Raw genomic sequence first — 13,261 nt, forward strand, 5'->3', positions numbered from 1 at the left:
AACCGCCGACATTCTGCTTGTAAGGCAGACGCTCTCCCAGCTGAGCTAATCACCCGTTTGCATCTCCGAGGCCGCGAAATTTACGCAGGTGGCGAAGCTAAGTCAATAGCAGGATTGGAGTTTTTTTCAAAAACGGGTTTTAGCTGCAAGCTGCAAGCTCCAAGAAAAAGCAGGATCACCTAAAGCAGGCACACCAGCGTCTTGCTTTAGCTTGCAGCTTGCAGCTGCCTTTCACTGCTCGTAGATCATCTTCTTGGTCATGCCGCCATCGACGACAAATTCCTGGCCGGTGACAAATCCGGCATTCCTCGACAGCAACCACGCCACCATCGCCGCCACGTCCTCGACAGTCCCTACCCTGCCCGCCGGATGCTGAGCATGATCGGCATCGGCCAAAGGTTCGGCGCGACGCACCGAGGGATCACGGGCATCGATCCAGCCCGGACTGACTGCGTTCACGCGGATTTCCGGTCCAAGGCTGATTGCCAGCGCATGGGTCAGCGCCAACAGCCCGCCCTTGCTCGCAGCGTAGGCCTCGGAGTCCGCCTCCGACTGTCGCGCGCGGGTCGAGGCCAGATTGACGATCGAACCGTTGTGCGCACGCAGATAAGGCGCACAGTGCTTGGCCAGCAACATCGGCCCGCTCAGATTCACCGCCAGCACCCGATTCCAATACGCCAGATCGAGGCTTTCCAAGGTGATGTTGTGCGGATCGGCGACCGCCGCGTTGCAGACCAATGCATCAAGGCGACCAAACTGCCCCAATACCTCGGCCACGCCCAGCGCGACCTGATTTTCGTCGGCGACGTCCATGGCGATGAACCAGGCGTTCTCGCCCAGCACCTTCGCCACTTTCGAACCTCGCACCCGATCAAGATCGGTCAGCACCACCTGCCAGCCTTCGCTGATCAGCCAAGCGGCGATTCCGAGGCCAATACCGCGCGCAGCCCCGGTGACCAGCGCCACGCGGCCATGGGTGTTGGCCGCGGGTGTGGACAACTCGATCACAATGCCGCCAGACCGCGCGCCAGATCAGCTTGCAGGTCAGCCACATCTTCCAGACCGACCGCAACGCGGATCAGACTGTCACGAATGCCTGCCGCTTCACGCTCCTGTGGCGCCAGACGGCCGTGGGAGGTGGTGCTTGGATGGGTGATCGTGGTTTTGCTGTCGCCAAGGTTGGCGGTGATCGAAATCAACCGCGTGGCATCGATAAAGCGCCAGGCGCCTTCTTTGCCGCCCTTGACCTCGAAGCTGACCACCGCACCAAAACCCTTCTGCTGGCGCTGGGCCAACTCGTGCTGCGGATGGCTCTTGAGGCCGGCGTAATGGACTTTCTCGATGCCGTCCTGCTGCTCCAGCCATTCGGCCAGCGCCTGAGCGTTGGCGCAATGCGCCTTCATGCGCAGGTTGAGGGTCTCGAGGCCTTTAAGGAAGATCCACGCGTTGAACGGGCTGAGGGTCGGCCCGGCGGTCCGCAGGAAACCCACCACTTCTTTCATCTGCTCACCGCGCCCGGCGACAACGCCGCCCATGCAGCGGCCCTGACCGTCGATGAACTTGGTCGCCGAGTGCACGACAATATCCGCGCCGAGCTTCAGCGGCTGCTGCAACGCCGGGGTGCAGAAGCAGTTGTCGACCACCAGCTGCGCGCCCTTGGCATGCGCGATTTCTGCCAGGGCGGCGATATCCACCAGCTCGGCCAACGGATTGGACGGCGACTCGACAAAAAGCAGTTTGGTGTTGGACTTGATCGCCGCATCCCAGGCCGACAGATCGGCCAGCGGTACGTAATCGACTTCGACACCGAAGCGCTTGAAATACTTCTCGAAGAGGCTGATGGTCGAGCCGAACACGCTACGCGACACCAGCACGTGATCGCCAGCACTGCACAGGCTCATTACAACCGCCATGATCGCGGCCATGCCGGTGGCCGTGGCGACGGCCTGCTCGGCGCCTTCCAGCGCGGCGATGCGCTCTTCGAATGCGCGCACGGTCGGGTTGGTGTAACGCGAATAGACGTTGCCCGGCAATTCGCCGGCAAAGCGCGCCGCTGCATCGGCAGCGGTGCGGAACACGTAACTGGAGGTGAAGAACATCGGGTCACCGTGTTCGCCTTCCGGCGTGCGGTGCTGACCGGCACGGACGGCCAGGGTATCGAACGCTACGCCTTCGAGGTCGCTGTCCAGCCGACCGGCATCCCATTCCTGACTCATGCTGTCTCTCCTTTGTTCACGAACAATAAATATCAGATACAAAACCGGCCCCTCAGGGCCGGTGGAAACTCAGTTGTTGTACAGATCGATAATCGCACTGACTGCCTGGGTCTTGACCTTCGAGGCATCGTTGCGCGCCTGTTCGATCTTGTTCAGGTAAGCCTCGTCGACGTCACCGGTCACGTACTTGCCGTCGAACACTGCGCAATCGAAGTGCTCGATCTTGATCTTGCCGCCACCGACCGCTTCGATCAAGTCAGGCAAGTCCTGATAGATCAGCCAGTCAGCGCCGATCAGATCGGCCACGTCCTGAGTCGAACGGTTGTGCGCGATCAGTTCGTGAGCGCTCGGCATGTCGATACCGTAGACGTTCGGGAAGCGCACCGCAGGCGCCGCCGAGCAGAAGTAGACGTTTTTCGCGCCGGCTTCGCGGGCCATCTGGATGATCTGCTTGCAAGTGGTGCCGCGCACGATCGAGTCATCGACCAGCATGACGTTCTTGCCGCGGAATTCCAGCTCGATGGCGTTGAGCTTCTGGCGTACCGACTTCTTGCGCGCAGCCTGGCCCGGCATGATGAAGGTGCGACCGATGTAACGGTTCTTGACGAAGCCTTCGCGGAATTTCACGCCCAGGTGATTGGCCAGTTCCAGCGCAGCGGTACGGCTGGTGTCCGGAATCGGGATGACCACGTCGATGTCGTGCTCAGGACGCTCACGCAGGATTTTCTCGGCGAGTTTCTCGCCCATGCGCAGACGTGCTTTGTACACCGACACGCCGTCGATGATCGAATCCGGACGCGCCAGGTAGACGTGTTCGAAGATGCACGGGGTCAGGGACGGGTTGGTTGCGCACTGACGGGTGTGCAGCTTGCCATCTTCGGTGATGTATACCGCTTCGCCCGGCGCGAGGTCGCGAATCAGGGTGAAACCGAGCACGTCCAGGGAAACGCTTTCCGAGGCGATCATGTACTCGACGCCTTCGTCAGTGTGACGCTGGCCGAACACGATCGGGCGAATGCCGTGCGGGTCGCGGAAACCAACGATGCCGTAACCGGTGACCATCGCCACCACGGCGTAACCACCCACGCAGCGGTTGTGCACATCGGTCACAGCGGCGAACACGTCTTCTTCGGTCGGCTGCAGCTTGCCGCGCTGGGCCAGCTCGTGGGCGAACACGTTGAGCAGCACTTCCGAGTCGGAACTGGTGTTGACGTGACGCAGATCGGATTCGTAGATCTCTTTGGCCAACTGTTCAACGTTGGTCAGGTTACCGTTGTGCGCCAGGGTGATGCCATACGGCGAGTTGACGTAGAACGGCTGGGCTTCGGCCGACGTCGAGCTGCCGGCAGTCGGGTAACGGACGTGGCCGATACCCATGTGGCCGACCAGACGCTGCATGTGACGCTGCTGGAACACGTCACGCACCAGGCCATTATCCTTGCGCAGGAACAACCGGCCATCATGGCTGGTCACGATACCGGCAGCGTCCTGGCCGCGGTGCTGGAGCACGGTTAGCGCGTCATACAGCGCCTGATTGACGTTCGACTTACCGACGATACCGACGATGCCACACATGCGACGCAACCCCTACTTAATGGATCTGAACTGAACAGCACTCACTGAGGCGTTTTCGCCGTCGGCAAGAGCTGCTCCTTGAACGGAATCTCAGCGGGTACGCTGATTCCGCTGGCAAGCCACTGACTGCTCCACCCGAGTATCAGGTTTTTGGACCAGTCGGCGACCAATAGAAACTTGGGCACGAGCTGTGATTCTTTCCACCACCCGTCCTGCTGTACCGGCCCCAGGCTCAACAGCCCGACCGCCACGACCACCAGCAACACGCCACGCGCTGCGCCGAAGGCCATGCCGAGGAATCGGTCGGTCCCGGACAACCCGGTGACGCGAACCAACTCGCCGATAAGATAATTGATCATTGCGCCCACGATCAGTGTGGCGACAAACATGATGGCACAGCCCGCAATCACGCGAGCCGATGGGGTTTCGATGTATCCGGCGAGGTACTCGGACAGTGAGCCACCAAACATCCAGGCAACCGCTCCTGCGATGATCCAGGTCAGCAGCGATAACGCTTCCTTTACGAAGCCGCGGCTCAGACTGATCAATGCGGAGATGGCGATGATTGCAACGATCGCCCAGTCAACCCAGGTAAATGGCACAGTGCAGCCTACAGACGGATAAGGCGGCGCATTTTAGCAGAGCGCATGGCTGTCGGTAAGCTGCGATTGTCAGTGCTTTTCAATCGAGGTGATAGATTTCAGCCACGTTCAGGCTGAAAACGGACAACGAAGCCTTTGAGGTTCTGCTGACGACTCAGCAGATCACGCAGACGGTCGGCTTCGGCACGCTCGATCAGCGGACCGACGAACACCCGATTCTTGCCATCGGCCGAACGAATGTAGGCGTTATAACCCTGGCTGCGCAGGTTCTTCTGCAGGCTCTCGGCGCTGGCACGGCTCGACAGGCTGGCAAGTTGCACTGACCAGCTCACCGACAGACCGTTGGCATCGACGCGGCTCTGCGTGGTGTCAGGCTTGCTGGTTGCGGAGGTGATTGGCTGAGCCGGCGCCGGAATCGGCTTGGCCACTGGTGGCGGCGTTGCCGGGCGGGCAATCTGCGCCGGGATGGTCGGTGCCGGGGCGGCCGGAGCAGCAGCCGGAGCAGCAGGCACCACTTCTTCAGCGACCTCTTCGTCCGTTGGCACCGGCTCTTGTGGCAAAGCCTGGGGCTCAGGCACGGCGACCGGGTCCATTTGCACTTGCGGCATGGCCGAAGGCTGAGGCGCAGCCGGGGCCTCGACGGTCACCTGACGCTGCTCGTCCTGACGGGAAAACAGCATCGGCAGGAAGATCACCGCCAGCGCCACCAGCACCAGCGCGCCAACCATGCGCTGCTTGTACGCTTTATCCAGCAAAGCCATTTGCCGCTTCCTCCGTGGAGCGCCGGGCCAGACATTCAAGGGCCTCGGCGACACAATAAAATGATCCGAACAACAGAATCTCGTCGTCGCTGGTTGCCTCAGCGCACTGCCCTTCCAGAGCGGCCGCAACGCTGGCATAGGACGTAACCGAAGCACCAAGGTTCTGCAGCGCTGCCTCAAGCTCAGCTACGGGACGCGCACGCGGCGAATCCGGCGGCGCGACAGCCCAATGCGCGACACTAGCATTCAATTCGCCAACAACACCATCGAGATCCTTGTCCGCCAGCAACCCGAACACCGCCAGACGCTTGCCAACCGGCGGCCGCGCAGCCAGACGTCGCGCGAGATATTCAGCGGCATGCGGATTGTGACCAACATCCAGCAACAGGTTCAGGCGCTTGCCGTTCCATTCGAACGAACGACGATCGAGGCGCCCGACCACGCGCGTCGCCTGCAACGCCGCGACAATCTGTTCGGCATTCCACGGCAAACCTGTCAGCAGATAGGCTTGCAGCGCCAGCGCGGCGTTTTCCATCGGCAGATCAAGCAGTGGCAAATCACGCAATTCGACCGCTTGGCCCTGCGCGTCGGTACCGCGCCACTGCCAGTGCTGCTCAGTTATGCCGAGATCGAAATCGCGACCACGCAGAAAAAACGGGCAAGCCAGTTCGCGTGCCTTGTCGAGCAGCGGTTGCGGAGGATTCAGGTCGCCACACAAGGCCGGTTTGCCCTGACGGAAGATACCGGCCTTCTCGAAGGCGACGGATTCGCGGGTATCGCCCAGATAATCGGCGTGATCGACGCCAATGCTGGTGACCAGCGCAATATCGGCATCGACCACATTGACGGTATCCAGACGCCCGCCCAATCCCACTTCGAGCACCACAGCGTCAAGCGCGGATTGTTGGAACAGCCAGAACGCCGCCAGGGTGCCCATTTCGAAGTAAGTCAGGGAAGTGTCGCCGCGGCCCGCCTCGACCGCAGCAAAGGCTTCGCACAGCTGGGCGTCAGTGGCTTCGACGCCATTGAGTTGCACCCGCTCGTTATAACGCAGCAGGTGCGGAGAATTGTAGACGCCAACGCTCAGGCCCTGCGCACGCAGCAACGAAGCCACGAACGCGCAGGTCGAACCCTTGCCGTTGGTGCCGGTGACCGTGATCACCCGAGGCGCCGGCTGGCCCAGCCCCATGCGGGACGCTACCTGTTGCGAACGCTCCAGGCCCATGTCGATGGCCGACGGATGCAACTGCTCGAGGTAGGCGAGCCATTCACCAAGGGTGCGCTGGGTCATACGTTGGCAGGCACCGGCGGAACCACGATCGGCTCGATCGGCGCGGCGACGAATTTCGGCGTCGGCTTGCCAGTCATTTGTGCCAGCAGGTTACCCAGACGCGGACGCAGTTCCTGACGGTGAATGATCATGTCGATTGCACCGTGCTCCAGCAGGAATTCGCTGCGCTGGAAGCCTTCCGGCAGTTTTTCGCGCACGGTCTGCTCGATTACCCGCGGTCCGGCGAAGCCGATCAGGGCTTTCGGTTCGCCAACGATGACGTCACCGAGCATCGCCAGACTGGCGGAAACGCCGCCGTAAACCGGGTCGGTCAGTACGGAGATGAACGGAATGCCTTCTTCACGCAGGCGCGCCAGCACGGCCGAGGTCTTGGCCATCTGCATCAGCGAGATCAGCGCTTCCTGCATGCGCGCGCCACCGGAAGCGGCGAAGCAGATCATCGGGCAGCGGTTTTCCAGTGCGTAGTTGGCAGCGCGAACGAAGCGCTCACCGACGATGGCGCCCATGGAACCGCCCATGAAGTTGAATTCGAATGCCGAAACCACTACCGGCATGCCCAGCAGGGTACCGCTGACCGAGATCAGCGCATCTTTTTCGCCGGTCTGCTTCTGCGCAGCAACCAGGCGGTCCTTGTACTTCTTGCCATCGCGGAATTTCAGACGGTCAACCGGCTCCAGGTCAGCACCCAGTTCATTGCGGCCTTCCGGGTCGAGGAAGATGTCGATGCGCGCACGTGCGCCGATGCGCATGTGGTGGTTGCACTTGGGGCAAACGTCCAGGGTCTTTTCCAGCTCCGGACGGTACAACACCGCCTCGCAGGATGGGCATTTGTGCCACAGACCTTCAGGCACCGAGCTCTTCTTGACCTCCGAGCGCATGATCGAAGGGATCAGTTTGTCTACTAACCAGTTGCTCATGCTTTCTTTCTCCAGTACCGGCGGCCCGAACGCTCTGGTTCGCAGCCCCGCGTATGCCCTTGAGCTAAATTCATGTGTGTGGCGATGGTTGATGAACAGTCGCGGTCAGCGCGAAACATGACCTGCGTACGATTCAGCAACCCTCAGCCGCGCCTGCTTTGTGCAAGTGCATTGATGGACGGCGGCAGACTGCCAGCCGTCACATCGACGATGTATTGCCGCGCACCGCATTGATGAATGCGCGAATCTTGTGGTGATCCTTGATGCCTTTGCTCGCCTCTACTCCGCCGCTGACATCCACCGCGTAGGGCTTGACCCGTGCCACCGCGTCGGCAACGTTCTCCGGCGTCAGGCCGCCGGCCAGAATCAGCGGTTTGCTCAAATGTTGCGGAATCAGTGACCAGTCAAACGCCTCGCCGGTTCCGCCAGGCACCCCTTCGACATACGTGTCGAGCAGTACGCCACTGGCGCCGGGAAAGGCATCGCAGGCAGCGGCAATGTCATCGCCGGCCTTGACCCGCAGCGCTTTGATGTACGGACGATGCCAGCCTTCGCACTCCTGCGCGCTTTCGTCGCCATGGAATTGCAGCAGATCAAGCGGCACCGCATCGAGGATTTCTCCCAGCTCGCAACGACTGGCGTTGACGAACAGCCCCACGGTGGTGACGAACGGCGGCAACGCCTTGATGATCGCCCTTGCCTGCTGCACATTCACTGCACGCGGGCTCTTGGCGTAAAACACCAGACCAATCGCATCGGCGCCGGCTTCGACGGCGGCCAGCGCATCTTCGATGCGGGTAATGCCGCAGATCTTGCTGCGAACAGCTGACATGTCAGGAAAACCTCAAGGCAAAATCCGAAAACGTCCCGGATGGTAACAAAAGCGTCCGAGGGCGTCAGCCGTCAAGTTCGGAGAAACCCGTAAGGAAATGTGGCCCGATAAAGCGCTCGGGTAACGGGAATTCGTCGTGGTACTCGACCTGCACCAGATAGAGTCCATATGGATGCGCCGTCACCCCGCCGGAGCGACGCTCGCGACTCTCCAGCACTTCTTTCATCCACTCCACCGGGCGCTCCCCGGCACCGATGGTCATCAGCACACCGGCAATATTGCGCACCATGTGATGCAGGAACGCGTTGGCACGAATGTCGAGCACGATCATCTTGCCGTGTCGGGTCACGCGCAGGTGATGCATCTTTTTGATCGGCGACTTGGCCTGGCACTGACCAGCCCGGAACGCGCTGAAGTCGTGGGTACCGATCAGGTACTGCGCGGCCTCGGCCATGCGCTCGGCGTCGAGCGGACGGTGATTCCAGGTGATTTCTTCGTTGAGGTGCGCCGGGCGAATCTGATCGTTGTAGATCACATAGCGATAACGCCGGGCGATGGCCTTGAAGCGCGCATGAAAATGCGCCGGCATGACTCTGGCCCAACTGACGCTGATGTCATGGGGCAAATTGATGTTGGCGCCCATGACCCAGGCTTTCAGCGAGCGATCAACTTGAGTGTCGAAGTGCACGACTTGGCCGCAGGCATGCACGCCGGCATCGGTACGCCCGGCGCATTGCAGGGAAACCGGCGAATTGGCGACTTTCGACAGGGCCTTTTCAAGCTCTTCCTGCACCGTCGCCACACCGGTCAACTGACGCTGCCAGCCGCTATAGCGCGAGCCTTTGTACTCAACGCCCAGTGCGACGCGGTAAAAGCCGTCGGGCGCCATTTCGGCGACCGGATTATCTATGTTTGCCAAGGTGGGACAGCCTGCTGATTTTGCAAAGGCGGGCATTATAAGGCGGTGGGCCGGGGATGCCAGAGTTCTCTATCGGCAGTACCGCCGCCTTCGCGAGCAGGCTCGCTCCCACATTTGCAATGCATCCCCCTGTGGGAGCGAGCCTGCTCGCGAAAGCAATCGATCAGACACCGCAGAATTCGGCACAAACAAAAACGGCAGCCCCACCGGGCTGCCGCTTGTTGTTCACCGCTGAACTTACGCCAGGTTGGAAAGCATTTCCTTGGCCTCGCCCCGCTGCTTCTCGTCACCCTCGGTCAACACTTCGTTGAGAATGTCGCGCGCACCGTCTGCGTCGCCCATGTCGATATAGGCCTGGGCCAGATCGAGTTTGGTCGCCGCTTCGTCAGTGCCGGCGAGGAAGTCGAAATCGTCTTCGCCCAGATCGTCACCCATCGCCGCGTCCGCTTCGGTGAAGCTCGGCTCGGCCATGCTTTGCGACAGGCGATCCAGCTCGGCATTGACGTCGTCCAGCTCGGCCGAAAAGGCATCCGGCTCAGCAGCCGGGTTGCTGTCCATTTCGTCCGCCAGCGACAGGTCGAAATCGGCTGGCAGCTCCAGATCGTCCTGCGGCACGTCAGCAACTACCGGCGTCTCGACCGGCGGCAAGTCCTTCACGCCGTCGTCCAGATCCAGCAGGAAGTCATCTTCAGCCAACGTGGCCGGCGATGGTTCGGCGCCCAGATCCATATCCAGATCGAAGTCCGACAGATCGTCGAGATTGTCTTTCATCTCGGTCTGTTCTTGCAGCACCGAGGCGAAGCTCAGATCGTCTTCGGCCGGAAACGCGTCGAGCTCGACCGGCGCTTCTGGCTCGGCTACTGGTGGAGGATCGACCGGGGTGATGTTGTCGAGGTCGTCCAGGCTCAAATCGAACGCGGTGTCGAGGTCGTCAGCGGCGGTCTCGGGCGCTTGCGGCTCGTCTTGCAGCAGTTCCTTGACGTACTGCGCGTCCAGCTCGGCAGCGACGGCGGCAGCCGCCAGTCCACCGGCAGCAACCACGGCCATGGCCGGGAAGCGGCTTTTCAGCGCTTCGACCTTGGCGAAGTTATCGCCATTGGCCACCAGTTGACGCTCCTGCGCGACGAACGCATCACGGTCGCCCTGCTGGCCGTAGACTTCCATCAGCTTCAGGCGCAGATCGCTGCGTTCCGGCTCAAGGCTGACGCCCTCTTCCAGCAGCGCGGCGGCTTGATTGAGGCGACCGGCATTGATGTGCGATTGCGCTTTGTCGAGCACGTCATCAGAGCGTTCGCCGGCCGGGGCCACCAGTGGTGCGGCAATCGGCGCAGCCATCACCACCGGAGTGACGACCGGTGCAGGGGCTGGCGCAGGTGCCGGAGCTGGCGTATTGAGTTTGACGCTGGCCGCTGGGGTTTCGAGACCAGAGAAGCTGCTTTCCGGCAGTTCCTGCTCAGCGGAGAATTCTTGCTCTTCAGCCAGAGCGCGGGCCATGCGCAGGTGCTTTTCAGCTTCCTGCTGGGCTTTGCGACGGCGCGCCAGCAGCAACAGCAGAAGCAGCAGAACCACCGCACCGCCGCCGATCAGGCCGAGCAGGATCGGATTGGTCAGCAGTTCATTGAAGGCTTTGTCGTCATCGGCGGCAGCAGGCGGCGTAGTTTCGACCACCGGCTCGACGACTGGCTCAACCGGGGTTTCCGCTGGCGGCGCGATGGCCGACTCTGGAGTCGGTGAAGCCGCTGCGGCGTCGGCCGGAGTGGCTGGCGGTGTCGCGGCCAGATCGGCAGTGATCGCCGGCACCGGCGGCACAGCAGCAGTGGCGCCAGGCGCAGCGCCGGCGCCGTCGGCCTGCATCTTCGCCAGTTGATTGTTCTTCAGCTCGATCAGCTTTTGCAGCTTGTCCAATTGGCTCTGCAGATCCGCCATGCGGCTTTTCAGTTCCTCGTTGTCACGACGGGTCGTGTCGAGGTTTTCCTGGGTGATTGCCAGTTTGTTGCTCAGCGCCTTGGCGTCGCCGGCCGGGCCTTTCGCACCGGGCTTGGCACTTTCTGCCGAGACCAGGCTCAGGTTGTCCTGAGTGTTGGCCGCTGCACCGGTATTGCCACGGCCACGATTGGTCGCATCCAACTGCTGCTGACCGGTGCCAGGCTTGGCCGCGTAACGACGGCCCTGACGCCAGGCTTCGTTCTGCGCCGCCACTTCAGCGATGGCTGCCGACTGCGGCAGCGCGGTGCTTTGTACTGGGTCCGGCAGACGCAGCACCTGGCCGGTTTTCAGACGGTTGATGTTGCCGTCGATAAAGGCATTCGGATTGAGCGCCTGAATCGCCAGCATGGTCTGCTGGACCGAGCCACCATTGCGCGCCTTCGCGGCGATTTCCCACAGGGTGTCGCGCGGCGTGGTGGTGTATTGATTGCGATGGGTGGCACCAGTGGTTGGCGCGGTGATGGTCTGCGACGGCGCCGGTTGCGCGGCGGCGTCAGCGGTCTGCGGCGAGAACTTCGACGGATCGAGCAGCACGCTGTAATCACGCAGCAGGCGGCCATTGGGCCACATCACCTGCACGAGGAACTTCACCATCGGTTCCGACAGCGGTTGGCTCGAGGTCACGCGCAACACGCTTTTGCCGCTGGCATTGAGTACCGGGGTGAACGTCAGGTCATTGAGAAAGGCCTGCCGATCAACGCCAGCCTTGGCGAAGTCTTCAGGGGAAGCCAGGCTCGGCACCACCTCGGCGGCGGTGAGATCCTTGACGTCGAGCAGCTCGATTTCAGCCACCAACGGCTGGTTCAGGGTCGACTTCAGGGTCAGCTCCCCGAGCCCGAGGGCATGCGCCATACCGGAGGACAGCGCCGAGGCGGCCGCTATTGCTAACACCAGTTTGCGAACTTGAACCATAGCCTCATCCTTTGTTTGAACGTTCCTCGGCCAGCGAGAAGCTTTTGAATACCGCTGCCGTAAGGCATTGCGCGCGACGACGGGGGTCGCCGCGCGCGATCATTTCTGTGCTGCCCCGGAAAGTCCCGGAGGGTGACTCGTCATCGACGCGCTTCGGGCAAGCATAGCGCTCACCTAGAATCAGTCGACAAATTGTTGCCAAGTATCTTTTACAGCAGGTCTTTTATCAACAACTCAGCCAGTTGCACGGCATTGAGCGCCGCGCCTTTGCGTACGTTATCTGACGTCAGCCAAAGATTTAGTTCCGCCGGGTCGTCGACACCACTGCGCACGCGGCCGACATAGACCACGTCCTGCCCCACCGCATCGCCGACCGCGGTCGGATAATCGCCGGCCTCGACCAGCTCGATGCCCGGTGCTGCCTCGAGCGCGGCGTTGACTTTTTCCAGGTCAACAGCGCTGCCTGACTGCAAGGTCACGCTAAAGCTATCGCCAAAAAACACCGGGGCTTGAACGCAAGTGGCAGAAATCTTCAATAAAGGTTTTGCCAGCACCTGACGCAACTCGCGTACCAGACGCTTTTCCAGCAGCGTATGGCCTTGCGCATCAGGCGCACCGACTTGCGCCAGCAGGTTGAACGCCATCTGCCGGTCGAAGAACGTCGGTTCCAGCGGACGCATGTTGAGCAGCTCGGCGGTCTGCCGCGCGAGCTCGGTGACCGCCTCGCGGCCTTGCGCCGAAACGGCCAGGTTGGCGGTGACGTTGACGTATTGCAGATCGAGCAGATCGAGCAACGGCGCCAGCACCACGGCAAGCGTAGTGGCCGACGGGCTTGGGCTGCTGACCTGGAACGGGCTTTTCAGACTGGCGAGAATATCGCCATTGGCCTCGGGCACCACTTGTGGCGCCTGATCGGCAGGCAAGGCGCCAGACAGGTCGATCAACGAGCAACCGGCAGCATGGGCGCGAGCGGCGTAGCTCAGCGACACCGCAGCGCCAGCGGCGAAGAACACCAGTCTGACCTTGCTGAAATCGAACTCGTCGACCTCGCGCACGCGGACGTTTTTGTTGCGGAACAGCACCGAGCTGCCGGCCGATTCGCTGCTGGCCAGCAGGTGCAGATTGCCGACCGGGAAGTCGCGCTCTTCGAGAATCTGTACGAGGGTTTCGCCGACAGTACCGGTGGCGCCGATAACGGCGATATCGAAAGTCTGGGTCATGGAGCTACCTCTGGCAAAACGGGGGGAGCG

General features: G+C 61.6%; 12 protein-coding genes. 1 reads left to right on the forward strand and 11 read right to left on the reverse strand.

Going from position 1 to position 13,261, the window contains the following annotated elements; genetic code table 11:
* Window positions 1-183: hypothetical protein (locus D8U61_RS27955; protein ID WP_206663099.1), on the forward strand; the 183-nt coding region annotated here is incomplete at its 5' end.
* Between the two features lie 48 nt (window positions 184-231).
* Here D8U61_RS27955 and D8U61_RS25680 read toward each other — a convergent pair.
* The 11 genes from D8U61_RS25680 to D8U61_RS25730 all read right to left on the reverse strand — a co-directional run bounded on the left by D8U61_RS25680 (window position 232) and on the right by D8U61_RS25730 (window position 13,231).
* Window positions 232-1,008: an SDR family oxidoreductase gene (locus D8U61_RS25680; protein WP_071171659.1), complete on the reverse strand. Its 777-nt coding sequence runs from the start codon at window positions 1,006-1,008 to the stop codon at window positions 232-234.
* On the reverse strand, window positions 1,005-2,216 hold the full coding sequence (locus D8U61_RS25685) for an O-succinylhomoserine sulfhydrylase (protein ID WP_130902136.1): 1,212 nt from the start codon (window positions 2,214-2,216) through the stop codon (window positions 1,005-1,007). Before D8U61_RS25685 ends, D8U61_RS25680 begins: the two co-directional genes overlap by 4 nt.
* A gap of 69 nt (window positions 2,217-2,285) precedes the next feature.
* Entirely contained in the window at window positions 2,286-3,791 is a 1,506-nt protein-coding gene (gene purF / locus D8U61_RS25690) for an amidophosphoribosyltransferase (protein ID WP_016773943.1), read from the reverse strand.
* 41 nt (window positions 3,792-3,832) lie between these two features.
* Window positions 3,833-4,393, reverse strand: a complete 561-nt coding sequence (locus D8U61_RS25695; RefSeq protein ID WP_016773942.1) for a CvpA family protein — start codon at window positions 4,391-4,393, stop codon at window positions 3,833-3,835.
* A gap of 98 nt (window positions 4,394-4,491) precedes the next feature.
* Window positions 4,492-5,154 carry an SPOR domain-containing protein gene (locus D8U61_RS25700; protein ID WP_024012393.1) on the reverse strand — a complete coding sequence of 221 codons (663 nt, stop codon included), beginning with the start codon at window positions 5,152-5,154 and terminating at the stop codon, window positions 4,492-4,494.
* Window positions 5,138-6,445 (reverse strand): bifunctional tetrahydrofolate synthase/dihydrofolate synthase, encoded by a 1,308-nt coding sequence (gene folC, locus D8U61_RS25705; protein WP_130927890.1) that lies wholly within the window; start codon window positions 6,443-6,445, stop codon window positions 5,138-5,140. Before folC ends, D8U61_RS25700 begins: the two co-directional genes overlap by 17 nt.
* Complete coding sequence (gene accD, locus D8U61_RS25710) at window positions 6,442-7,362, reverse strand: acetyl-CoA carboxylase, carboxyltransferase subunit beta (protein ID WP_016773939.1); 921 nt, start codon at window positions 7,360-7,362, stop codon at window positions 6,442-6,444. Before accD ends, folC begins: the two co-directional genes overlap by 4 nt.
* 199 nt (window positions 7,363-7,561) lie before the next feature.
* Window positions 7,562-8,194, reverse strand: a complete 633-nt coding sequence (locus D8U61_RS25715) for a phosphoribosylanthranilate isomerase (RefSeq protein WP_024012391.1) — start codon at window positions 8,192-8,194, stop codon at window positions 7,562-7,564.
* A gap of 64 nt (window positions 8,195-8,258) precedes the next feature.
* Window positions 8,259-9,083: a tRNA pseudouridine(38-40) synthase TruA gene (truA, locus tag D8U61_RS25720; RefSeq protein ID WP_016773937.1), complete on the reverse strand. Its 825-nt coding sequence runs from the start codon at window positions 9,081-9,083 to the stop codon at window positions 8,259-8,261.
* Between the two features lie 267 nt (window positions 9,084-9,350).
* Window positions 9,351-12,011, reverse strand: a complete 2,661-nt coding sequence (locus D8U61_RS25725; protein ID WP_130927891.1) for a FimV/HubP family polar landmark protein — start codon at window positions 12,009-12,011, stop codon at window positions 9,351-9,353.
* 209 nt (window positions 12,012-12,220) lie between these two features.
* Window positions 12,221-13,231, reverse strand: a complete 1,011-nt coding sequence (locus D8U61_RS25730; protein WP_130927892.1) for an aspartate-semialdehyde dehydrogenase — start codon at window positions 13,229-13,231, stop codon at window positions 12,221-12,223.
* Between the last annotated feature and the right edge of the window lie 30 nt (window positions 13,232-13,261).

This window comes from Pseudomonas sp. Sample_14 (assembly GCF_004307515.1).
In the GTDB taxonomy this organism is placed as follows: domain Bacteria; phylum Pseudomonadota; class Gammaproteobacteria; order Pseudomonadales; family Pseudomonadaceae; genus Aquipseudomonas; species Aquipseudomonas atacamensis.